Source organism: Actinosynnema sp. NPDC002837 (genome assembly GCF_040295345.1).
In the GTDB taxonomy this organism is placed as follows: Bacteria; Actinomycetota; Actinomycetes; order Mycobacteriales; family Pseudonocardiaceae; genus Actinosynnema.
On the sequence record NZ_JBEOVG010000006.1, the window covers coordinates 111,408 to 133,536 of the forward strand.

Sequence of the window (22,129 nt, forward strand, 5' to 3'; positions counted from 1 at the left end):
GCCTCGCGCAGGCAGCCCCGGCGGCGCTCGTCCCGGTGAGCGGGACAGCGGGCTCGTGTACCACCGCCGTGCGGCAGCCTCCGGGGCGTGACGACTTCTGCTGACGACGGCCACCTCGACCTGTCGGTGTCCGTGCGGGACGGCATCGCGCTGCTGGAGATGCGGCGCCCACCCGCCAACTACTTCGACGAACGGCTCATCGGCGGGATCGTCGATGCGGCTCTCGCCCTCGACGACGACCCCGCCTGTCGGGTGATCGTGCTGGCCTCGCAGGGCAAGCACTTCTGCGCGGGCGCGGACTTCGGCGACGGCGGGGGCTTCGACCGGGACCGGGTCGCGGTGTCCGAACGCCTGTACCGCCGGGCCGCGCAACTGTTCGACGTGCGCACGCCGACCATCGCCGCGGTGCAGGGCGCGGCGGTGGGCGGCGGCTTGGGCTTGGCGTGCGCGGCGGACTTCAGGGTCGCCGAGCCGTCGTCGCGGTTCGTGGCCAACTTCGCGCTGCTGGGCTTCCACCAGGGCTTCGGCCTGAGCGTGACGCTGCCGGACCTGGTGGGCCGCCGGGTTGCGACCGATCTGCTGCTGACCGGGCGGCGGGTCGCCGGTGAGGAGGCCGTCCGCATCGGACTGGCCGACCGGCTCGCCGAACCCGGCCGGGTGCGTGAGACCGCGCTGGCGTGGGCTCGGGAGATCGCGGCGGCGGCGCCGCTGGCGGTGCGGTCGATCCGGGCGACGCTGCGGGCCGACCTGCCCGAGCGCGTCCGTCAGGCGTTGGAGCACGAACTAGCCGAGCAGGCCCGGCTGTGGCAGACCGCCGACTGCGCCGAGGGCATCGCGGCGAGCCTGGAACGCCGCGCGCCGGTGTTCCGCGGCGAGTGAGAACGGGGCGTCGCCGGACACCGGCGACGCCCCGGGCACGTCAGGCCCTCGCGGTGGGGGTGAACGCGTAGTCCCGCGGCTCGGGGGCGCGCAGCATGGTCCAGTAGTCGACCAGTCGCCACGGGCAGGTCACCCACGCGCGTCCGTTCTTGTTGCGGTAGTAGCCGTTGGCGGTGCCGCCGTGCTGCCACACGGTCTTGTCCAGCGACTCGTCCACGCGGCGGTTGTAGTCGTCGGTGGCCTCGCGGGTCGGCTCCATCGCGGTGAGGTCGTTCTCCACCAGGTACTGCAGGCTCTCCACGACATAGTGGACATGCTCTTCGCTGGTGATGTTGTGCCCGCCGCCGTGGTTGGGAGCGGCGTTGGGGCCGGCGGTGACGAAGAGGTTGGGGAAGCCCGGGACGGTGATGCCCAGGTAGGCGCGCGGGTCCTGGTCGGCCCACGCTTCGGACAGCTTCAGCCCGTCGCGGCCGACGACGTCGAGGAAACCCAGGTACTCCAGCTTGAAGCCCGTGGCCCAGATGATGACGTCGGCCTCGATGAACTCGCCCTCGGTGGTGACCACGCCGTCGGGGCGGATCTCGCGGAACGCGGCGCGGTGCACGGTGACGTGCTCGCGCTTGACCGCCTCGAAGAAGCCGGGGTCCTTGACGATGCGCTTGGCGAACGGCGGGAAGTCCGGGGTCAGCTTCTCCTTGAGGTCCGGGCGGTCGGCGAAGGAGCGGCCCAGGTGGTCCAGGCAGACCTGCATGACCGCGTCGTTGGCCGGCGACGCCGAGACGTGGGTGGCGTACCAGTCCTCGTCGATGCGGGCGATCGGCCAACCCTTGTCGGCGGCCCACCAGTAGGACTTGAGCCGGAACCACTGGTGGTAGTAGGGGATGTTCTCCAGCGCCCACCGCGCGCCGTCGGGGACGTCGGCGGCGACAGCGCGCTCGGGGATGACCCAGTGGGGCTGGCGCGCCACGACGTGCAACGCCTCCACCTGGTCCACGACGGCGGCCACGACTTGCACGGAGGTGCAGCCGGCGCCGAGGACGACGACCTTCTTACCGGTCAGGTCGACCTCGGGCCGCCACTGGGCGGTGTGCATGGTCTGACCGCGGAAGGTCTCCGCGCCGGGGACGTCGGGGATCGAGGCGGCGTTGAGCACGCCGGTGGCGGTGACCACCGCGTTGGCGCGGTGGGTGCGCGTCGCGCCGTCCGCTCCGCGCACGGTGAGCGTCCACGCCTGGTCGGCCTCGTCCCAGGTGCAGCCGAGCACTTCGGCGGAGAAGGAGATGTTGCGGTGCAGGTCGTACTTGCGGGCCACGCCGCGCAGGTACTCCAGGTACTCGGACCCGGTCGGGTAGTACTTCGACCAGGTCGGGTTCAGCTCGAACGAGTACGAGTAGAAGTGGCTGGGGGTGTCGACCGCCGCGCCGGGGTAGGTGTTGCGCGACCACGTGCCGCCGAGGTCGTCGCTCTTCTCGAACACGTGGTAGCGGAAACCGGCCTCGCCGAGTTTGATCGCGGCGTTGAGGCCGATCATGCCCGAGCCGATGACGGCGACGGTGAAGTCCTCCGGCGGGCGGCGGGTCGTCGGCACCACGCGGCGGGCGGGTTCGAACCCGGCCTGCTCGCGCAGGTGGGCCACGTACTCGGCGTCGACGGTGTCGTTGGCGCACACCCCGGCGATCCGGCGGAACAGCTCGTCGTCGGGAACGCCCAGGCGCGGCACGAGCGAGGTGCCCAGCAGACGGCGGGCCCGGTCGCGGACCTCGGCGGCGATCTCCTCCGGGTACTGGCCCAACCACGCCGCTCCGGCCGCGGCGCGGTACCTGCCGAGCTCGGCCTCGAACTCGTCGACGAGCGCGGTGTCCCCGGTCAGGTGCACCAGGGCGGCGAGCAGGGCTCCGGGCTCGGCGGCGTCGACCGCGGCGGCCAGGGCGTCCGGGTCGACGCCGGTCATGGGCGAGACGACGTAGGTGGGCTGGTCGTGGGCGATCACGGTCATCGGGACACCGGTTCCTCGTGGTGGTGGAGCGAAGCGAAGGGTGAGCGATCAACCGCGGGCGACGGCGGTCAACGCGTCGGCGAGCGGCAGGACCGCGTGGACGGGACGGGTGGACCGCCCGCGCAGGCGGGTCACGCCGGAGGCCGCGTACCAGATGTCGGTGGCGGCCCGACGCACGGCGGCGACGGCCCGGTCGACGGGAACGGCGGTCGCGGGTCCGCACAGCGACAGGGCCGCGGACAGCCCGTCCTCGGCCGGGCCGATGGCCGCGGCGACCGCTGTGACGCCGGCGGAGCAGCCCTCGACGTCCACCGCGACGCCATCGCGATCACGTACCCGATCAATCTCGCGGCGCAGGTCGGCTTCGGTGCGGACCCCGCCGGGTGTGGCGGGTGCGGGGTAGGTCAGGGCGGGCCAGTCGGCGTCGTCGAGCTGGGCGAGCAGGGCGAGGCCCGCAGCCGAGTGCACGGCGGGTTGCCGGGCGCCCAACCGCCAACCCTCGCCCTTCTCCGGCCAGCCGCCGATGCGTTCCAGGTGCAGCACGTCCCCCGACTGCAGGGCGCTGAGGTGGACGGTCAACCCGGTCGAGCGGTGCAGGGCGTGCATGTGGGGCAGGGCGGCCTGGTGCACGCCGTCGCGGCGCACGACCTGGGAGCCCAGCTCGAACATGCGGATGCCCAACGCGTACTCGAAGCCCCGGCGCTCGATCCAGCCGAGGTCGACCAGGCGGCCCAGGATGCGGTGCGCCGACGAGCGGGGCAGGCCCGCGCGCCGGGAGACCTCGGCCAGGGTGAGCCGGTGGCCGCCGTCGAAGACTTGGAGCAGGGAGGCCACCCGGTCGATCATCGCGGTGGGCGCGTCGTTGCTCCGGGCCGTCGTCATCGGCACCTCCCGGCGACATCGCCTTCTTGCACAATCTGCCGATGTGGCAGAAACTGACAGGTGTGAGCCTAGCCGCACCCGGTCATCGTGTAAACAAATCGTGTCCACTTTCCGCATACGATCCTGCATCCACTCCTGTTCTCGCAGGTGCCGGGCTTCCGAAGAGGTGCCGTCTTGGCCAAGGGTGAGCGCCCGACGCTGACCGAGCGGCGTGCCGAGGAGCTGCGCGCCGCGATCGCCCGCACCGCGATGGAGATCTTCGTGGCCGACGGCGACACCTCGGCGAAGGTCGAGCGCATCGCCGAGGCCGCCGGCGTCTCCCCGCGCACCTTCCACCGCCACTTCCCGGTCAAGGAGGACGTGGTGCGCCCGTTGTTCCGGGCCACCGCCGAGGCCGTCGCGAACGCCCTGCGGGACGTCCCGGACACCGCCGATCCGGTCGAGGCGCTCGTCGCGGCCTGGACCGCCGCCATGCCCGGCGGCCGGATCAGCGAGTTCGACCGGCGCTTCCTCACGCTGATGGTGACCACCCCGGAGTACCGGCTGCGCTGGCAGGAGGCCGACGCGGAGCTGTGCGAGGTGATCGCGGGGTACCTGGACCGGCGCCTGCCGGCGGGCGGGCACCCGCTGCACCGCACCCTGCCCGCCTACCTGGTCGTGCACGCCACCCGGCACGTCTTCGAGCACTGGATCACGTCCGGCTCCGACGAGGACCTGGACGCGCTGCTGCGCGATGCGCTGCGGATGGTGCTGGCAGGCGCGGCCGTGCGATGACCACTCAGCCGAACGCCCCGCACTCGCGCAGCGCCGCGAGGTCGTCGGCCCCGTAGCCGAGGGCGGCCAGGACGCGTTCCGTGTCCGCTCCCCGGGCGGCGGGGGCGCGGGGCGGCACCGAGGTGGAGCGGCCGAGCTTGATCGGCACGCCGATCCCCCGGTAGTCACCGTCGGAGACCACCATCCCCCGGTGGCGCACCTGCGGCGCGGCCAACGCGGCGGCGACGTCGTTGACCGGGCTCGCGGGCACCCCGCGCGCCCGCAGCGCCTCGGCCAGCTCGCCGGACTCCCGCGCGCGGAACAGCGGTTCGAGCAGGGCCAGCAGCTCGGCGCGGTGCTCGACCCGGTCCCGGTTGCGCAGGAACCGCGCGTCACCGACCAGGTCGGGCCGCCCCAGCACGTCGGTGAGCGCGGCGAAGTGGGCATCGCTGGCCGCAGCCACGAACAGGCTGCCGCCGCGCGCGGTGCGGAACACCTGGTACGGCGCGACGGTCGGGTGCGCGGCCCCCGTGCGGGCCGGCACCGCCCCGGAGGTCAGGTGGGCGGCGGAGTGCGGGTGCATCAGCGACACCACGGCGTCGATCAGCGTGATGTCCACCAGCTGCCCGCGACCGCTGACCGCCCGTTCGGTCAGGGCCAGCAGGACACCGGCGAACGCCTGGTGCGCGGCGGTGATGTCCACGATCGGCACACCGACGCGCAGCGGGTCGCCGTCCGGTTCGCCGTTGACGCTCATCAGCCCGCCGTGAGCCTGGAGCACCGCGTCGTAGCCCGGTTCCCCTCCCAGCGGGCCGTCCACTCCATAGCCGGTGATGCGGCAGTACACCAGGCGCGGGAACCGCGCGGCCAGCCGCGACTCGTAGCCCAGGCCCCAGCGGTCCATGGTCCCGGCCTTGAAGTTCTCCACGACCACGTCCGCGCCGGCGATCAGGTCAAGCACCACCTCGCGGGCCCGCCCGACCTTGAGGTCGAGCACGATGTTGGCCTTGTTGCGGTTGAGCCCCTGGTAGTAGGCGCTGGTGGTCTGCTCTTCGTCCACGAACGGCGGTCCCCAGCGGCGGGTCTCGTCGCCCGCCGGGGGTTCGACCTTGACCACCTCGGCACCGTGGTCGGCGAGCATCTGCGTGCACAGCGGCCCGGCCAGCACCCGGCTCAGGTCCAGCACCTTCAGGCCGCGCAGCGCTCCCCCGCTCATCGGGCGCCCCCACTGACCGTCGACCACCACGAACCTTCCCCCGCCGCCGCGGCGGCCAGCCGGTCCTGCCAGTGGGCCTCGTTGCCGAACTCCTCGCGCCACGACCACAGCCGCGCGGTCGCCGCACCGAGGTGGTGCTCGGCGGAGTAGCCGAGCGCACCGTGCAGCTGGTGCCCAATCGTGGCCACGACGTGCGCCCCGGCCGACGCGGTGGCCTTGGCGGCGGCCACGGCGACCTCGGCCCGGTCGTGCGCCTCGACCGCGAGCAGAGCGGCGTCGGCGCTGATCCGCATGGCGGTGACCTCCGCCGCGAGCGCGGCCAGGTGCTGCTGCACGGCCTGGAAGCGGGCCAGCGGGCGGCCGAACTGCTCGCGTTCCGCGACGTACCGCCGGGTGGACTCCAACACCGCGCGTGCCGCGCCCGCCAGCTGCACCGACCGCGCCAGCGCCCCTCTCAGCCGCAGCTCGTCGGCGTCGATCCCGACCGGTGCGGAGGCGACGGCCTCGACGTCGTCGAGCACTGCGGTGTCACGCGGTTCCCCGGCGAGGTTCTCCGCCTGCTCGACCTCGCCGACCGGCACCACGGCCACGAACAGGTCGTCACCGTCCCGGGCGAGGGTGACGACGTGGTCGGCGTGCCGCGCCCACGGCACGGCCGCCCGACCCGACAGCAGCAGCGGACCGCCGCGCCGGTGCGCCTCGATCTCGTCGAGTGAGGCCACGACCAGACCGTCGGGCACGTCCAGGCCGGCGCGGGCCAGCAGCCACCCGGCCAGGAACGCCGACTCGGCGATCGGCGCCCCGGCGGTGTGGAAGGCGACGAGGTCGACCACGACCGCGAGGTCGCGCAGTCCCCCGCCGCTGCCGCCGACCTCCTCAGGCACGCCCAGCAGGTGGAAGCCGGTGTCGGCCAGGTCCTTCCACAGCGCGCCGTCGAAACCGCTCGTCGTGCGTCCCTTGAGGATCGCGCCGACGGCGGCGCGGATCTCCTCGTGCAGCTCGTCGTTCACCGGACCCCCAAACCGCGGGCCACGACGGACCGCAGGATCTCGTTCGTGCCGCCGCGCAGGGTGAACGCCGGGGTGTGCGGGATCGCCTCGGCGAGCAGCCCCGCGAGTCCGTCGGCACCCGGTCGGGGTTCGACGCCCGCCACTCGCCGCACGGTCTCCACGACGTCACCCTCGAAGCGCGAGCCGAGGTCCTTGACCAGGGCCGCCGCCACCTCGGGGGATCGGCCCGCCGCCAGCGCCGCGGCCACGGCCAGCGAGAGCTGCCGCAGCGTCCAGGCGCGGGCGGTGAGCCTCCCGACCTCGCGGGCGGCCACCGGGTCGGTCGTCCCGCGCAGCCTCGACGCCCACGCCTGGAGCAGCGGCGCGGTGCTGAGGAACCGCTCGGGCCCGGAACGCTCGTGCGCCAGCTCCGCGACGACCTGCCGCCAGCCCGCGCCCCGCACGCCCAGCAGCGCGCCGGCCGGGACGACGGCGTGGTCGAGGACGACCTCGTTGAAGTGGTGCTCGCCGTCGATCGTCGTGATCGGCCGGACGTGCACCGCCGGGTGCCGCAGGTCCACCACGAACTGCGACAGGCCGGCGTGCCGGTCGCCGGGTGCGCCGTCGGTGCGGGCGAGCAGCACGATCGCGTGGGCGAAGTGCGCGCCGGTGGTCCACAGCTTGGTGCCGGTGATCTCCCAGCCGCCGTCCACCTCGCGGGCGCGAGTGCGCACGGCGGCCAGGTCGGAACCCGCGTCCGGCTCGCTCATGCCGATGGCGAAGAAGCACTCGCCGCGGGCGATGCCCGGCAGGTACCGGAGCCGCTGCTCCTCGGTGCCGTTGCGCAGGATGGAGGGGGCCATCTGGCGGTCGGCGATCCAGTGCGCGGCGACCGGCGCGCCCGCCGCCAGCAGTTCCTCGACCACCGCGAAGCGCTCCAGCGGGGAGCGGTCGTGGCCGCCGTAGCGGGCGGGCAGGGTCATGCCCAGCCAGCCGCGCGCGCCGAGCCGCCTGCTGAAGGTCGGGTCGGCGGCGGACATCCAGGCGTCGCTGCGCGGCCGGAACACCCCGGCGGCGCGCTGGTCGTCGAGAAACTGCCGTACCTCGTCCCGGAGTTGAAGCTCCGCGGCGCCGGGGCGGTGGGCGGCGAGGTCGATCGTGGCTGTCACCCGGACTCCTCTCTCGGGGGTCCAGGCCAGACTAGAAAATTGGATCCAATCCTGTATCTGACGTTCCGCTGAGTGGACGCTTCACCCGGCCGACGGTCGGGGTGCCGCACCGGCTCGAAACATCAACGACAGCTGCGCCTCCGAGCCCTCGCGGTGGGTGTCCATCAGCTCGACCAGGCGTTCCAGGTCGCCCGAGCCCAACGCGGCCAGCATGTCCCGGTGCTCGGCGAGGATGCGGGTGCGGGCGCCCTCGTCGTAGAGGTACACCGCGTGGTAGGGCAGAGCCCGCGTCCAGATGCGGTTGATCTCGGCGACCACCAGGTTCAGCCCGCTCAACCCGAAGATCGCCTGGTGGAAGGCGCTGTTGGCCTCCCGCATCCGGGGCAGGTCCAGCTCGGCGGCGGCCCGTTCGACGTCCTCGGCGAGCGACCCGATCCGGTCCAGCTGCCCGGCGTCCGGCCGCGGCAGGCTGCGGATCACCTCGGTCTCCAGCAGCCGCCGCATCAGGTACACCTGGTCGAACTCCGGGCGGCTCAACCGCGCCACCGCGAAGCCCACGTTGTGCTCGTGCGCCACCAGCCCGTCGGCGACCAACTGCCGCAGGCCCTCGCGCACCGGTAGCCGGCTCACCCCGAGCACGGCGGCCATCCGCTCCTGTCGGATCTGCTGACCCGGCAGCAGGTCACCCGAGACGATCATCCGCTTGATGCCGTCGACCACGCGCGACACGGCCTGGTCCGCGGCGCCGGCGTTGCTGTTGGCGGGCATGGGCACTCCTCACGATCCGCACCACCGTACGGTGCGCGGCCGGGTGGGCGGGCGACGGCGCACCGGCTCCGCCCACCCCACCGGTCAGGACGTGACGCTGCCGCCGTTGAGGTCGAGGATCTGCCCCGTCAGCCAGGACGCCTCCTCCGAGGCCAGGTAGACCACGGCAGCGCCGACGTCCTCGGGCGTACCCAGCCGGCGGGTGGGGATCTTCTGCGCGAACACCTCGGTGGCCGCCCCGGCGGCGTTGGTCTGCAGCCCCAGGGCCAGCGTGTTGACCGTGACACCGGAGGGCGCCAGCTCCTGCGACAGGTGCCGCATGAAGCCCTCCACCCCGCTCTTGCCCGCTCCGTAGAGCGACAGGCCCTGGTCGGAGCCCGTGCGGGCGGCGCCGGAGGAGATCTGCACGATGCGCCCCCAACCGGCCTCGCACATGTCGTCCACGACCGCCGAGACGCAGTTCATCGCGCCGAACAGGTTGATCTCGATCGGCGCGCGCCACCGGCTCGGGTCGAGGGTGCGGAAGTGCCCCTGTCCGAAGTCGGCGGCGATGCCGGCGTTGTGCACCATGATGTCGACCGACCGCCCCAGCCCTTCGCGAGCGCGCGCCACGGCTTCCTTGACCGCCTCGCGGTCGGTGACGTCGAACGGCACCCCCACCGCCGTGCCACCGGCCGCCACGATCTCCTCCGCGACCGCCTCGGCCCGCTCCGCGACCAGGTCGTTGACCGCCACCGCCGCGCCGCGTGCGGCCAGGGCGCGGGCGATGCCCGCGCCCGCGTTCTGACCGGCTCCGGTGACCAGGGCCGCGTGGCCCGACAGATCGAACATCATCGTCCTCTTCCCGTGCGTCGTGGTCGTCGCGACAGCTCTCACGAGCCCTGCACCAGCTCCAGCGCGTGACCCTCCGGATCGGTCACCACGGCCACCCGCATCCCGGTCCCGGGCAGCGCCCTGGGCTCGACGCGCACAGAGCCACCGGCCGCCACGGCGGCGCGCACGACCTCGTCGACGTCGGCGACACCGAAGCCGAGCACGACCTCGCCGGCCGGTGGAACGGCCCGATCGGGGTAGCGCACCAGCAGCACGGTCGGCCCCGCACCGGCCCCGGCGAGCACGAGCTGCTCGTAGCGGCCCTCGCCCTCACCGCCGGACAGCCGGTGCACGACCGCCAGCGCGAGGACGGAGCGGTAGAACCCGGCCTGCGCGTCAAGGTCGTCCACGACGACCTTGACGAACGTCAACTGCCCATCGCCGTTCATGGACCCCTCCGGGTAGTGGTGTGTCGCGACGAGTGCAGTAGAGCCGCCGGGGCCCCGGCTCGGTGGCCGGTGTTCCACTGAGCGGGAGTCCGGGTCATCCCGATACCCGGTCGTGCGGCGCGTGCGCGGGTTCGAGCTGGGCGAGGAAGGGGTTGCGGTCGGCCTGGCACGGGTAGCCGGCGACGTCCTTGACGCACTCGGGGCACCAGTGCCCCGCGGTGAGGACCAGGCGGGGGCTGCCGGTGAACTCGTGGCCGAACGCGCACCGCCACGACAGCGGGGTGGCGATGTCACCTCTCACCGCGTCGGGCGAGAGCAGCTCTCCCCCGCGGAACGCGGCGGCGTCGCGGTAGTCCACCGCCGTCCACCGGGCGGGATCCTTGTCCTCGTCGTAGCCGTGGTCGAGGTGGGAGGGCGTGCGGTCCGGCTCGACGGGCCGGAAGGTGTCCCAGCCGCCGATGGCCTCGAACTCCTTGCGGGAGCCGTAGTAGGCCGCGATCGCGTCCTCGTCCCGGGCGCGGACGTAGGCCATCGTGCCCCGCGGCTTGCGGGTGAGCGGCTTCATGACGAAGTTCTTCACCACCCACGTCGGTATCCGACCCGCCATCGTCAACGAGGGGTTGGCGCGCAGTGCCCGGTCGAGGGCGGCGTCGAAGCTGTCACCGCGGAACGGGACCAGCTCCTCCAGCCGGTCGGAGTCGGTGTACCACTGGCCGTGGAAGTTGCGGGTGGCGAACCAGTTCCGGTCGTACCAGCGCCTCGGATCGTCGACACCGAGCGCCGCGCTGATGCGCTCCTGGAGCTGCCAGTTGGTCAGCCGCCACGCCTCGCCGCCACCGATGTTGTAGATACCACCCCAGAACTCCTCGGGCACGTCGGGCCCGCAGACGTTGGCCAGCAGCCGGGCGGCGTCCTCGACCGACACCCATTCCATGACACCGCCGAGCGTGGAGTGCGTCATGATCGGGTCGCGGATCTGGAGCATGCCGGGGTGGAAGATGCCGGTCTGACGCAGCCACACCCACCGGGGCAGACCGGAGTCGACCAGTTCCTTCTCCGCGATGACCTTGGTCTGCCCGTACTCGTCGTAGCGGGAGACGCGCAACGGGTCGCCGACGCGACCCCAGTGGTGGGGCGGGTTGCGGTCACCGGTCTGCGCGACCGAGCCGATGCCGACGACCGCGGTGCGCCCGGGGTCGGGTTGGGCGCGCACGGCACGGACGATGTTGCGGATGCTGCCCACGTTGACCCGGTGTGCCAGTTCCGGGCGGTCGTCTGCGAACGGCGACACCACCGCGCCGACGTGCAGCACGAAGTCCGCGCCGCGCACGCAGCGTTCGACCACGTCGTAGTCGGTCAGGTCGCCGTGGACGACCTCGAGGTTCTCCATGTCCGCGTAGCGGCGGACCACCTCGGTGTCCCGCCCGCCGGGCAGGACCAGTGCCACGACGTCCACGCGGTCGGCCCGTTCGCGGAACTCGTCGAGGACCGCACGGCCCCAGTTGCCCGTGGCACCGGTGAGGAAGACACGGGTCCGCTTGTTTCGCACGTACGACCTCACTTCATTGAGACGGAGCTGGTGTCGAGCGGCATGCGGATGTCGCAGCTGTCCACGTGCGTGCCGGGGCCGGCGGTGTGGGTTCGGCCGTCCGGCATCGTCACGGTCGCGGTTGTGCCGGGCGGGACGGTGACGGACAGGTGGAAGCGGCCGTCCGTGATGTGCCAACGTGTGGCGATGCGCCCGTGCACGGAGTCGAATGCGGCCTCTGCCCAGGTCAGGCCGCCGCCCGGCTGGGGGCACACCTCGAAGTGGCCGTACCCCGGGGAATCCTCGCGCAGCCGGATACCCGCGGTGTAGCGGTGCAGGAACGAGATGACCGCACCCTTGCTGTAGTGGTTGAGGGAGGCGTGCGGGGTGCCGTGCTCGTCGAGGCCGTCCCAGTGCTCCCAGATCGTCGTCGCGCCGCGGTCGATCATGGTCAGCCACGACGGTGCGGTGTCCTGGAACACCAACTCGTAGGCCACGTCCAGGTGTCCGGTGTCCGCGAGCACGGGCAGCAGGTCCGGCGTGGCCACGCGCAGATCGTCGGGCACCAAGCCGAAAGCCAGTGCCCGTACGTACGTGGCCTGGGTGTTCGGGATCAACGAGCCATCGGCGGCGATGAACTCCGTGCGCCAGGCGTCGAGCGCGCTCGCCGCGAGGAGCGCGTACCGGTCGGCGTCGTGGTTGTGCCCGGTGAGGGCGCAGACCTTGGCGAGCGAGGCCGAGCGGTACAGGTACGCGGTGGCCACCGCGCCGTGGTCTGCGGTGCGGAAGGCCTCTTCGTCGACGTCCGGCTCGCACCACTCACCCCAGTGGAAGCCGCCGTCCCACACGAATTCGTGGTGTGGCGCCCGGAGCGTGCGGCTGGGGTGGCTTCGGGTGCGGGCGCGTTCGGCGGCGAAGTCGACCCAGCGGGTCATCATCGGGCGGAACTCGTCGAGCACGTCGAGGTCGTCGTAGGCCAGGTACAGCTCCCACGGCACGACCACCGACGCGTCGCCCCAACCGGAAAATCCAGCGAACTGGTCCAGGACCTCGGCCGGCAGGTGCTGGACGGCGCGCCCGCCCGGGTCGGGGGCGAAGTTGGTCAGGCAGCCGTCGTCCCACTGGTCGACCGCGAGGTCCCGCAGCCACTTGACCGAGAACCCCGCCACGTCGTAGAGGAAAGCGGCGGTGGGCACGTACAGCATCTAGTCGCCGGTCCAGCCGGCCCGTTCGCGTTGCGGGCAGTCGGTTGGGATGTCACAGGCGTTCTCGCGGAAGCTCCACACCGCGGCCTCGTACAGCTTGTTGATCCGTTCGTCGCTGCACCGGAACCGGCCGGTGCGGCGGAGGTCGGTGTGCACGACCACGCCTCGCACGTCGTCGGGTGTCAGCGGACGGGACGCGCCTTCCACGCTTGCGTACTGGAAACCGTGCGTGGTGTGCCGCGGTTCGAACACCTCGTCCGGCCGGCCGCCGGAGGTCACCTGGTCGACCTGGCCCGCGGAGAGCGGTTCGCGGGTCTGCCAGTCGACGCCGCGCAGGTGGTCGACGGTCAGTTCGCCATCCGGGCCGAGTGCCTCGCCATGGGCCAGCACGAGGTGGTCGCCCAGGGAGACGTCCAATCGGAGCCATCCGTTGATGTTCTGCCCGAGGTCGACGACCTGCCGTCCCGACGGCAGCCGGGTGACCGAGACCGGTACCAGTTCCTCGATCCGCCGCACCGGTGGGGCCGGCGAGGCGGTGAGCCGGGCGAAGTCGTCGTAGAGTCCGCCGCTGACGACGGTGGCCCTGGACCACGAGGCATCCCGGTAACCGGGAGTGGACCAGCCCGGCATCGCCTGTCGCAGGTCCGCTGTCTGGCCGTCCATCGGATCGGCCGTGATCCACGCCGGTGTGGTCGTCCACGACGAATCGGTACCCAGCACGGTCGTGGACCCGTCCGCGTGCACGAGGTGCAACTGGCACAGCAGCGCCGTGCGGTCGCCGAACGAGTTCGGGATTCGCATCGCGCCGGTGCGCCCGCGGAACCAGCCGTCGGACACGATGGCGCCCACGGTGTTCTCGCCCGCGCGGAGCAGGTCGGTGACGTCGTAGATCTGGACGTGCAACACGTCCCGGTACGCGGTGTACCCCGGTGTCAGCTCTTGGTCGCCGACGCGCTCTCCGTTGAGGAACGCTTCGTAGATGCCGTGTGCTGTGGCGTACAGGCGGGCGCTGACGACGGGCTGTGCTACCGCGAAGTCCCGCCGGAACAGGTGTGCGGGCCGGTGTCCGGGCTCGGGGCCGGTGTAGCGCACCAGGACGTGCTGATCGCCGTCCACCCGTCCGGAATCCCAGTCGCCGGTGCGGATCCGGTACGCCGACTGCTCGGTCGAACCGGCGGGGAGCCACCAGGACAACTGCGGCGCGGCGACGTCGGTGCCCAGCGGGTTGTCCAGGTGTTCGGCACGCAAACGGGTGGGTGCGGTCACTGGTGGATCCCTTCCGCCATGCGGTTCACGAAAGACGCGATGCGGGTCGCCGCCTCGGTCGCTTCGGGCAGAAACCCCGCGGCGATCTGCCAGCCGTGGAACATGTGCGGCCAGACGTCGAGTTCGACGTGGACGCCGGCGCGGGCGGCGTTGGCGGCCAGGGTGAGGGAGTCGTCGAGCAGGCGTTCGGCGCTGGAGGCCTGGATCAGCAGCGGTGGCAGTCCGCGCAGGTCGGCGAGCACCGGCGAGACCAGTGGGTCGTCGGCGGGGTGGTCACCCAGGTAGTCGACCCGCATCTGTGGTCCGAGATGTGCCTTGAGGACGTACTCGGTCTCGTCGCGCTCGACCCAACTGCCGGTGTGGAAACGTTCCTCGCGCAGGTCGAACACCCGCGTCAGCAGCACACCGGCCCGCGCCTGCTCACGGCGTCGCAGCAGGACGGCCGCGGCCAGGTTGGCGCCCGCGGATTCGCCGACCACCACCACGTCGGGCGCCAGTGTCGTGGCGTGGTCGAAGGCGTGGAGGCAGTCGTCGAGCGCGGCCGGGTACCGGTTCTCGGGGGCCAGCCGGTATTCGGGCAGGAGCACGCGGGCCCGCGTACCCAAGGCCAGGTGCGCGGCGAGCGTCCGCAGCACCGTCGCGTTGCCGGAGCGGAACCCGCCGCCGTGCACGAGCATGATCGCCAAGTCGTCGCGCGGCTGGTCCGGGGTCATCAGGTGGGAACCGGGACGCAGGGCGGGCCGAGGTTCGTCGACCACGCCGGGGACACCGGGGTAGCGCGCGCCGAGATCGGCCATGTCGGCGCGCTCGGCGGCCAGGTCGGCCGGCTCGGCGGCGTCGCGGATCCAGTCGACGACCTGGTGGAAAGCGTTGCTGGGCATGACTTCCTCGCTACTGGTGCGTTCCGGTCTTGCTGAGTTCGACCAGGTCGGCCAGGACGTCGGAGGGCAGGTGTGCCCCGCTGAGGGTCAGGAAGTGGGCGAACTGGCTCATCGGCAGTGAAGCGACCATGCGCAGCGCGTCCGACGAGGTCTCCGCGGCCTGCCGCGCCTGTTCCTCGGTCATGGCCTCGGTGAGGGAGCGGGTGATGAGCGGGCCGACCACCGGGTGGCTGAACCACTCTTCGACCGGTGAGTCCAGGCTCAGCTCGCGCTTGATCACGTCCCCGACGAGGGTGATCCGCTCCTGCGCCACGACATCGGCGGCGCTCTGTCCGATTTGGATGGTGTAGTCACCGGGCGCGACCACCCACTGGCTCAGCTTGATGTCGTAGTAGGCGAAGGCGCGGCGGCCGAGCGGCAGCTCGACCGTGCGCGACCCGCCCGGCTCCAGTGCGATCTTGGTGAACGCGCGGAGTTCGCGGGCGGGGCGACGGACCGGGCCCGCGCTGGTGGAGACGTAGACCTGGACGACGTGCTTGCCCGCGACGGCTCCGGTGTTCGTCACAGTCACCGAGACCGTCGCGCTGTCGTCGCCGGTGGTGGTGACGGAAAGGTCGCGCGTCTCGAACGTGGTGTAGGACAGGCCGTGACCGAACGGGTACCGGACCCCGACCTCGGCGGTCTCGTAGTAGCGATAGCCGACCAGCACACCTTCGCCGTAGCGGACGTGCCCCTGTTCGCCGGGGAAGTTGAAGTGGCTCGGGTTGTCCCGCAGGCGGGCCGGGATGGTCTCGGCGAGGTGGCCGGAGGGGTTGGCGAGGCCGAACAGCAGGTCCGCGATGGCGGCGCCGCCGGCCTGGCCGAGCAACCAGCCGTCGAGGATGGCGTCGACCTCGTCGTGCCAGCCTTCGAGCGTGACGACCCCGCCGTGCGACAGCACGACGACGGTCCGCCGGCTGACCGCCGCGACCGCCCGGATCAGGTCCACCTGGTCCGACGGCAGGTCGATGGTGTCGCGGTCGTAGCCCTCGGACTCGTCGGACTCCTTCAACCCGGCGAAGACGACCGTCACCTCCGCCTCGCGGGCGGTCTCCACGGCGTTGTCATCGAGCCCGCGCGCGTAGCTGACGGGTGTGCTCAACGCTCGGATCGCGTCGAGCGCGGTGTCGACGCGGGTCGGGTTCACATGCGAGCTGCCGCCACCTTGGAAGCGCGCCTCGGCGGCGAACTCCCCGATGACGGCGACGGTGGCACCGGGCGTGATCGGCAGGGTCTCCTGGTCGTTCTTCAGCAGTACCGCACACTCGGTGGCGAGTCGTTTCGCCAGCGAGTGGTGGGCGTCGGCGTCGAACTTGCCTGTCGCGGGTGCAGCCCTCCTGGACAGCTCCACGACGCGTCGCACGCTCCGATCGACGACCGCCTCGTCCAGCTCACCGCTGCGCACCGCGGCCACGATCTCGGCATCGGTGGTACCGCCGGTGCCCGGCATCTCCAGGTCCAGGCCGGCGACGAGCGCCGCGACCCGGTCGGCCACCGCGCCCCAGTCGGACACCACCACGCCCTCGAAACCCCACTCGTCGCGCAGGACCTCGGTGAGCAGGCGGCGGTTCTGCGACGCGAGGACGCCGTTGACGCGGTTGTAGGAGCACATGACCGTGGCCGGGTGGGCTTCGGTGACGACCTTCTCGAACGCCGGGAAGTAGATCTCGCGCAGCGTGCGTTCGTCGACGTCCGCGCTGACCCGCATCCGGTCGGTCTCCTGGTTGTTGGCGGCGAAGTGCTTGACGGAGGCACCCACGCCCTGCTCCTGGAGACCACGCACGTGCGCGGCCCCCAGCACGCCGCTCAGCAGCGGGTCTTCGGAGTAGTACTCGAAGTTGCGGCCGCACAGCGGTGACCGCTTGATGTTCACGCCGGGGCCGAGGTTGACGGTGACGCCGACGGCGCGCGCCTCGCGGCCGATGGCGGCGCCGATCTCCGCGGCCACCTCGGGGTCCCAGCTGCTGCCCACGGCGGCGGCGGTCGGGAAGCAGGTGGCCGGTCGGCTGGCGTGCACGCCCAGGTGGTCGACGGCGGCGTCCTGGTGGCGGAGACCGTGCGGACCGTCCACCAAGAGCATGGACGGCACGCCGGCGGCGTCGATCGCCTTGGTGGACCAGAAGTCGTGCCCGGACAGCAGCGACGCCTTCTGCTCCAACGTGAGGTCGACGGAGTCATGATGGGGCATTACCGGTTTCCTTTCGAGCCGACGACGGCGGCGGTGAGGTCGTCCTTGAGTTCCGACGATGCACCGGGCACGTGGTCGAGGACGATGTTGAGCGAGATGCTCGCCGCTTCCGGAGCGGAGGCGTCGAGGGGAATGCCGGGGAAGTGCTTGCCGAACGCCTCGGTGACGGCCCGCCACACCTTGAGGTCCTGGGCAAGGGTCCGCAGCGGCGTGTCCATTGTGTACCGGTCCTGGGCTGTGCCCGCGACGTCGTACTGCCAGCTGTGTGCACCGGACTCGATCTCGACGACCAGCTCGTCCGGGTGGAGCGGGAGCACGACGGTCGCGGTAGTGCCCTCAGGGATCCGCACGTCGAGGCGCATCTGGTTCTCGCTGATGCGCCACGCGACGGACACGGATCCGTGCACCGTGTCGTGGGTGACGGTCGCATGGGTGAGATCGCCGCCCGGCCGCGGTGCGATGCGCATCCTGGAGTAGCCGGGTTCGACGGGGCACAAGCCGCCGACGACCTTGTGCAGCCAGTCGGCGACCGCGCCGAGCGCGTAGTGGTTCAGCGAGGTCATCCCGGACGGGTTGATCGTGCCGTCCGGCCGGATCGAGTCCCAACGTTCCCAGATCGTCGTCGCCCCCATCGTCACCGGGTAGAGGAACGACGGGCAGCCGGTCTCCAGCAGCAGGAGGTAGGCCGCGTCCAGGTGGCCGGTTCGGCTGAGCGCCTCCGTGACGAACGGGGTCCCGGCGAAGCCGGTGGAGATCCGGTAGCCGGCCTTGGCGACCAGCGCCGCCAACTGTCCGCCCGCCCTGACCTCCTGCTCCTGGTCGAGGATGCCGAAGCAGATCGCGAGGGCGAGCGCGGTGGCGGACTCGTTGGCCAAGCGGCCGGCCGGGGTGACGTACTCGTGGCGGAAGGCGGTCCGCACGCGGTCCGCGAGTGCCGCGAAGTGCTCGACGTCGCCGGTCTCGCCCAGTAGGCGCGCGGTCTTCGTGATCTCGGCGGTGGTGCGGCACAGGAAGGCCGAGGCCACGAGGTGGCGGTCGGTCTTCCCCCCGGCCGGGCTGTCCATCGGAGCGTCCGGGTCCAGCCAGTCCCCGAACTGGAAGCCCTTGTCCCACAAACCGTTCTCGTTCAGCCGCGTCTCGACGTCGCGGATGAACGCGGACATGGACTCGTAGCTGCGCCGAAGGATCTCGACGTCGCCGTACTCGGTGTAGAGGGTCCACGGCAGGCTGACCGCCACGTCGCTCCACAGCGCGGTGGGGGACGACGGTGTCGACAGGACGTCGGGAACCACCCAGGGGACGTAGCCCTTCGCACGGTGTTCGGCGGCGAGGTCGGCCAGCCACGAACCGAGAACCCCGCGCACGTCGTAGAGGAAGGCCGCGGTCGGGCCGAAGGCGTTGATGTCCCCCGTCCAGCCCAGGCGTTCGTCGCGTTGCGGGCAGTCGGTGGGGATGCCGATGAAGTTGTCCCGCATGGACCACACGACGTTGGCGTGCAGTCGGTTGAGCCGTTCGTCGGAGCACTCGAACCAGCCGGTGCGGGGCATGTCGCTGTGGACGACGACGGCGGTGATGTCGTCGGCGGTCAGCGTGCCCGGATAGCCGTCGACCTCGACGTAGCGGAAGCCGTGGAAGGTGAATCGCGGTTCCCACGTCTCGACGTCGCCACCCCGCGAGGTGTACCGGTCGGTTGACGCGGCGGTGCGCAAGGTCTCGGTGCTCAGTTCGCCGTCGACCAGGACCTCGGCGTGCCGCAGCGTCACGGTCTGCCCGGCCGGCCCGCGCACGGTCAGCCTGACCCGGCCCGAGATGTTCTGCCCGAAGTCGACGATCGGGTTCCCGGCGCGGTTGCGGTGGATCGAGATCGGGGTGAGTTCCCCGGTCCTGCGGATCGGCGGCGCCCCAGTGGTGGTGAGAGTGGCGAGGTCCCAGTCGAAGGGTTCCACCGGTGCCCACGTGGTGTCGTCGAAGCCGGGGCGGTCCCAGCCGACGGGTTCGAGGCGCGCGTCGTGCTCTTCCCCGTCGTAGAGGCTGTTGGCGAGAACGGAGCCGGTTCCGGCGGTGAACGACTCGTCCGTGCCGACGATGTCGACCCGGTCGTCGTACTCCAGGTCGAGCTGGAGGAACAGCCCCGGCCGGTCGGCGTAGTGGTTGCGCCGGCCCTCGTACCCGAGCCGGCCGATCGCCCACCCCTCGCCGACGACGGCGCCCAGGGCGTTGGCCCCGGCCACGACCCGGTCGGTGACGTCGTAGCTGCTCACCGCCAGCCGGTGGCGGTAGGACGTCCAGCCCGGCGTCAGCACGTCCTCGCCCACGCGGGCGCCGTTGAGATGGGCTTCGACCACCCCGATCGCGGTGACGTGCAGCGTCGCGCGGCGGGGAGCCCCGTCGACGGTGAACTCGCGGCGGAAATAGGCGGCGGGCTCGCCGGGCTGCGCCCAGGACGTGGACGCGGGCGTGATGAACCTGGTCTGCCAGGTGAGCGACATGATCAACTCCTCAGCGAACGGACCTGACGCGCAGCACCGCGAGTCCACTGAGGACGGTGCAGGCAGCGGCGACGAAAAACAGCAAGGCGTAGTTCTTCTCGGTGGTGGTCGCACCGACGGCCAGGAACACCGGCGCGACGAGGGGAGCCACGGACTGCGGCACGCTGGTCGCGAAACCGATGATGCCCATGAACCGGCCGGCCTCGCTGTCCCGCTCCGGCAGGACGTCGAGCACCAGCGCCTGGTCGACGGCCGAGAACATGCCCAGCGCGATCGACGTGGTCAGCGACCCGGCGAACAGCACCGGCAGGCTCGACGCGAGCGCCATCACGACCGCGCCGAGCGCGAAAACGGCTCCCGCGGCGAGCACGAACGCGCGCCGCCTGTGCAGCCGGTCGGAGAGGAACCCGCCGGTGAGCGCTCCCGCGGAGGTGGCGAGCACACCGAGCCCGGACAGAGCGGCCATGGTGCCCGCCACCTCCTGCACGCCGACACCCAGTCGGGAGGCGAGGAAGAACGCGACGAACGTCGTGTTGAGCGTCAGCCCGAAGTAGAACAGGAAGCGGCCGATCCACGCCCAGGAGTAGTCCGGGTACCGGCGAGGGTCGAACACGTACTTGCGCGCCAGGGCACCGATCGTCAGCGGAGCCCCGAAGGACGTACCGCGGCTGTCCGGCTCGTGCACCAAGGAGGCGAACAGCGCCACCAGAACGGCGCCGATCGCGCCGGGCACCAGGAAGAGCAGGAGCGGATCACCCACGAAGCCGCCAGCGAGCGTGACGCCGACGGCCGGTGCGACGAGGGTGCCGAACCCCACCAGACCGGCGACCTTGCCGCGCTGGGACTCCGGCAGGCGGTCGGCCTGCGAATTGGTCAGGGCGCCGAGGGCCTGGCCCCAGCCCAGCTGGGCGAGGACCCAGCCCAGCCCGAGCACGAAGACGCTCGGGGCGGTCGCCATCACCACCAGCGACACGATCCCGACCAGCGTGCCGACGACCATGAACGGCCGGCGGCGACCCAGTCGGCTGCGAGTGCGGTCGCTGAGCACCCCGAGCATCGGGCCGGTGACGACGACCGTCGCGGCACCCACGCCGGTGATGTAGCCGAGGTACTCCTCGTGTCCCGGCGCGAGCTGCGCGAGCCGGACCGACAACGAGATCGCCAGCGGGGTGATGAACGCGATGAAGACGCCGAACTGGGCGAGCACCATCAACCAGATGTAGCCGGCGGAGACCTTCGGTGACTCGACGCCCGGCGCGGGCGCGGTGGTTCCGGGAGGCGACGGGACGGCGGACGCTTGGCTGTCGATCATGGGCAGACTCCGTTGTCCAATATTCGAGGTCCAGGCTGTTAGCACGTGCTAGCGGAGCGTTGAGCGGTGATGCTAATCTCGCTGAACTAGCACGTGCAAGCATCAATTGCGTTGAAACGTTCCAACTCTTGCGGAGGTCGACCGACGTGCCTGACCTGTCGGCTGTGAAACAGGCTCTGCGCGAGCAGCGCATCGAGACGCCCTCGTGGGCGTACGCGAACTCGGGCACCCGGTTCAAGGTGTTCGGTCAACCCGGCGTGCCGCGCACGCCGGAGGAGAAGATCGCCGACGCGGCGACGGTGCACCGGTTCACCGGCGTGGCCCCGACCGTCGCGTTGCACATCCCATGGGACCGCGTGGACGACTACGCCGCGCTGTCCCGGTACGCGCGCGACCTGGGCATCGGGATCGGCGCGATCAACACCAACGTGTTCCAGGACGAGGACTACAAGCTGGGTTCGGTGACCAACCCGGACCCGAGGATCCGCCGCAAGGCCACGGACCATCTCGTCGACGCGGTGTCGATCATGGACGAGACGGGTTCGCGCGATTTGAAGCTGTGGTTCTCCGACGGCATCAACTACCCGGGCCAGGACGACCTGCGCGACCGCCAGGACCGGCTCGCGGCGGCGTTGCGGGAGGCTTACGACCGGCTCGGTCCCGATCAGCGCATCCTGCTGGAGTACAAGCTGTTCGAACCGGCGTTCTACGCCACGGACGTGCCGGACTGGGGAACGTCCTACGCCCACTGCGTCGAGCTGGGTGACAAGGCGACGGTGTGCATCGACACCGGCCACCACGCGCCCGGCACGAACATCGAGTTCATCGTGGCGTTCCTGCTGCGGGCCGGGAAGCTCGGCGCGTTCGACTTCAACTCCCGCTTCTACGCCGACGATGACCTCATGGCCGGCGCCGCGGACCCGTTCCAGCTGTTCCGGATCATGTACGAGATCGTCCGGGGTGACGCGCTCGGCCCCGGCATCGCTTTCATGCTCGACCAGTGCCACAACATCGAGGCGAAGATCCCCGCGATCATCCGGTCGGTGATGAACATCCAGGAGGCCACGGCCAAAGCGCTGCTGGTCGACCGGGACGCGCTGCGCGCCGCCCAGCGGGCAGGTGATGTCCTCGAGGCGAACGCCGTGCTGATGGACGCCTACAACACCGACGTCCGGCCGTTGCTGGCCGAATTCCGGGAAGACGCCGGGCTCGACCCGGACCCCGTCGCGGCCTACCACCGCAGCGGCTACCAGCGGAAGATCGTGGCCGACCGCGCCGGCGGTGCTCAGGCCGGATGGGGAGCGTGA

At 71.5% G+C, this 22,129-nt stretch carries 17 protein-coding genes and 1 pseudogene; 3 read left to right on the forward strand and 15 right to left on the reverse strand.

Annotated features, from left to right (window positions below; translation table 11 throughout):
* The first annotated feature begins 87 nt into the window (after positions 1-87).
* Entirely contained in the window at positions 88-879 is a 792-nt protein-coding gene (locus ABTZ99_RS06820; RefSeq protein WP_499608828.1) for an enoyl-CoA hydratase/isomerase family protein, read from the forward strand.
* Between the two features lie 40 nt (positions 880-919).
* Here the strand turns inward: ABTZ99_RS06820 and ABTZ99_RS06825 are convergent, their stop codons facing one another.
* Together ABTZ99_RS06825 and ABTZ99_RS06830 are read right to left on the reverse strand one after the other, a co-directional pair.
* Positions 920-2,875, reverse strand: coding sequence for a flavin-containing monooxygenase (locus ABTZ99_RS06825; RefSeq protein ID WP_499608831.1), 1,956 nt, complete (start codon positions 2,873-2,875; stop codon positions 920-922).
* Between the two features lie 48 nt (positions 2,876-2,923).
* Positions 2,924-3,757, reverse strand: coding sequence for an IclR family transcriptional regulator (locus ABTZ99_RS06830; protein WP_499608834.1), 834 nt, complete (start codon positions 3,755-3,757; stop codon positions 2,924-2,926).
* Positions 3,758-3,931: 174 nt separating this feature from the next.
* Here ABTZ99_RS06830 and ABTZ99_RS06835 point away from each other — a divergent pair, with 174 nt between their 5' ends.
* A complete protein-coding gene (locus tag ABTZ99_RS06835; protein ID WP_499608836.1) occupies positions 3,932-4,531 on the forward strand; it encodes a TetR/AcrR family transcriptional regulator in 600 nt (199 codons plus the stop codon).
* A gap of 4 nt (positions 4,532-4,535) precedes the next feature.
* On the opposite strand, the gene ABTZ99_RS06840 is transcribed toward ABTZ99_RS06835, so the two are convergent.
* The 13 genes and pseudogenes from ABTZ99_RS06840 to ABTZ99_RS06900 all read right to left on the reverse strand — a co-directional run bounded on the left by ABTZ99_RS06840 (position 4,536) and on the right by ABTZ99_RS06900 (position 20,822).
* Complete coding sequence (locus ABTZ99_RS06840; protein WP_499608839.1) at positions 4,536-5,726, reverse strand: CaiB/BaiF CoA transferase family protein; 1,191 nt, start codon at positions 5,724-5,726, stop codon at positions 4,536-4,538.
* Positions 5,723-6,736 (reverse strand): acyl-CoA dehydrogenase family protein, encoded by a 1,014-nt coding sequence (locus ABTZ99_RS06845; RefSeq protein ID WP_499608842.1) that lies wholly within the window; start codon positions 6,734-6,736, stop codon positions 5,723-5,725. Before ABTZ99_RS06845 ends, ABTZ99_RS06840 begins: the two co-directional genes overlap by 4 nt.
* Positions 6,733-7,884, reverse strand: coding sequence for an acyl-CoA dehydrogenase family protein (locus ABTZ99_RS06850; protein WP_499608844.1), 1,152 nt, complete (start codon positions 7,882-7,884; stop codon positions 6,733-6,735). The genes ABTZ99_RS06845 and ABTZ99_RS06850 overlap by 4 nt, the downstream gene beginning before the upstream one ends.
* 81 nt (positions 7,885-7,965) lie before the next feature.
* Positions 7,966-8,652 carry a GntR family transcriptional regulator gene (locus ABTZ99_RS06855; protein WP_499608847.1) on the reverse strand — a complete coding sequence of 229 codons (687 nt, stop codon included), beginning with the start codon at positions 8,650-8,652 and terminating at the stop codon, positions 7,966-7,968.
* An 84-nt stretch (positions 8,653-8,736) separates the two neighbouring features.
* The gene (locus ABTZ99_RS06860; RefSeq protein WP_499608849.1) at positions 8,737-9,486 is read right to left on the reverse strand and encodes an SDR family NAD(P)-dependent oxidoreductase; all 750 of its coding nucleotides are present in this window, start codon (positions 9,484-9,486) and stop codon (positions 8,737-8,739) included.
* Positions 9,487-9,524: 38 nt separating this feature from the next.
* Entirely contained in the window at positions 9,525-9,914 is a 390-nt protein-coding gene (locus tag ABTZ99_RS06865) for a VOC family protein (RefSeq protein ID WP_499608852.1), read from the reverse strand.
* A gap of 94 nt (positions 9,915-10,008) precedes the next feature.
* Positions 10,009-11,463, reverse strand: coding sequence for an NAD-dependent epimerase/dehydratase family protein (locus ABTZ99_RS06870; RefSeq protein WP_499608854.1), 1,455 nt, complete (start codon positions 11,461-11,463; stop codon positions 10,009-10,011).
* Between the two features lie 8 nt (positions 11,464-11,471).
* Positions 11,472-11,789 (reverse strand): alpha-L-rhamnosidase C-terminal domain-containing protein, encoded by a 318-nt coding sequence (locus tag ABTZ99_RS06875; protein ID WP_499609035.1) that lies wholly within the window; start codon positions 11,787-11,789, stop codon positions 11,472-11,474.
* Positions 11,781-13,913 (reverse strand): annotated as a pseudogene (locus ABTZ99_RS06880) (family 78 glycoside hydrolase catalytic domain); the annotation flags it as partial. The pseudogene ABTZ99_RS06880 and the gene ABTZ99_RS06875, both read right to left, overlap by 9 nt.
* Positions 13,910-14,794 carry an alpha/beta hydrolase fold domain-containing protein gene (locus tag ABTZ99_RS06885; protein WP_499608857.1) on the reverse strand — a complete coding sequence of 295 codons (885 nt, stop codon included), beginning with the start codon at positions 14,792-14,794 and terminating at the stop codon, positions 13,910-13,912. The gene ABTZ99_RS06885 and the pseudogene ABTZ99_RS06880, both read right to left, overlap by 4 nt.
* A 10-nt stretch (positions 14,795-14,804) precedes the next feature.
* Positions 14,805-17,021, reverse strand: coding sequence for a glycoside hydrolase family 3 C-terminal domain-containing protein (locus tag ABTZ99_RS06890; protein ID WP_499608861.1), 2,217 nt, complete (start codon positions 17,019-17,021; stop codon positions 14,805-14,807).
* The gene (locus ABTZ99_RS06895) at positions 17,021-19,510 is read right to left on the reverse strand and encodes a glycoside hydrolase family 78 protein (protein ID WP_499608868.1); all 2,490 of its coding nucleotides are present in this window, start codon (positions 19,508-19,510) and stop codon (positions 17,021-17,023) included. The genes ABTZ99_RS06890 and ABTZ99_RS06895 overlap by 1 nt, the downstream gene beginning before the upstream one ends.
* Before the next feature lie 10 nt (positions 19,511-19,520).
* Positions 19,521-20,822, reverse strand: coding sequence for an MFS transporter (locus ABTZ99_RS06900; protein WP_499608871.1), 1,302 nt, complete (start codon positions 20,820-20,822; stop codon positions 19,521-19,523).
* A 146-nt stretch (positions 20,823-20,968) separates the two neighbouring features.
* On the opposite strand from ABTZ99_RS06900, the gene rhaI reads away from it, so the two are divergent.
* A complete protein-coding gene (gene rhaI, locus ABTZ99_RS06905) occupies positions 20,969-22,129 on the forward strand; it encodes an L-rhamnose isomerase (protein ID WP_499608873.1) in 1,161 nt (386 codons plus the stop codon).

Coding starts and splice junctions, on each gene's coding strand:
- ABTZ99_RS06900 (WP_499608871.1), bottom strand. CDS start 20,822: ATGATCGACAGCCAAGCGTCCGCCGTCCCGTCGCCTCCCGGAACCACC.
- ABTZ99_RS06865 (WP_499608852.1), bottom strand. CDS start 9,914: ATGAACGGCGATGGGCAGTTGACGTTCGTCAAGGTCGTCGTGGACGAC.
- ABTZ99_RS06855 (WP_499608847.1), bottom strand. CDS start 8,652: ATGCCCGCCAACAGCAACGCCGGCGCCGCGGACCAGGCCGTGTCGCGC.
- ABTZ99_RS06825 (WP_499608831.1), bottom strand. CDS start 2,875: ATGACCGTGATCGCCCACGACCAGCCCACCTACGTCGTCTCGCCCATG.
- ABTZ99_RS06895 (WP_499608868.1), bottom strand. CDS start 19,510: ATGTCGCTCACCTGGCAGACCAGGTTCATCACGCCCGCGTCCACGTCC.
- ABTZ99_RS06890 (WP_499608861.1), bottom strand. CDS start 17,021: ATGCCCCATCATGACTCCGTCGACCTCACGTTGGAGCAGAAGGCGTCG.
- ABTZ99_RS06860 (WP_499608849.1), bottom strand. CDS start 9,486: ATGATGTTCGATCTGTCGGGCCACGCGGCCCTGGTCACCGGAGCCGGT.
- ABTZ99_RS06840 (WP_499608839.1), bottom strand. CDS start 5,726: ATGAGCGGGGGAGCGCTGCGCGGCCTGAAGGTGCTGGACCTGAGCCGG.
- ABTZ99_RS06830 (WP_499608834.1), bottom strand. CDS start 3,757: ATGACGACGGCCCGGAGCAACGACGCGCCCACCGCGATGATCGACCGG.
- ABTZ99_RS06885 (WP_499608857.1), bottom strand. CDS start 14,794: ATGCCCAGCAACGCTTTCCACCAGGTCGTCGACTGGATCCGCGACGCC.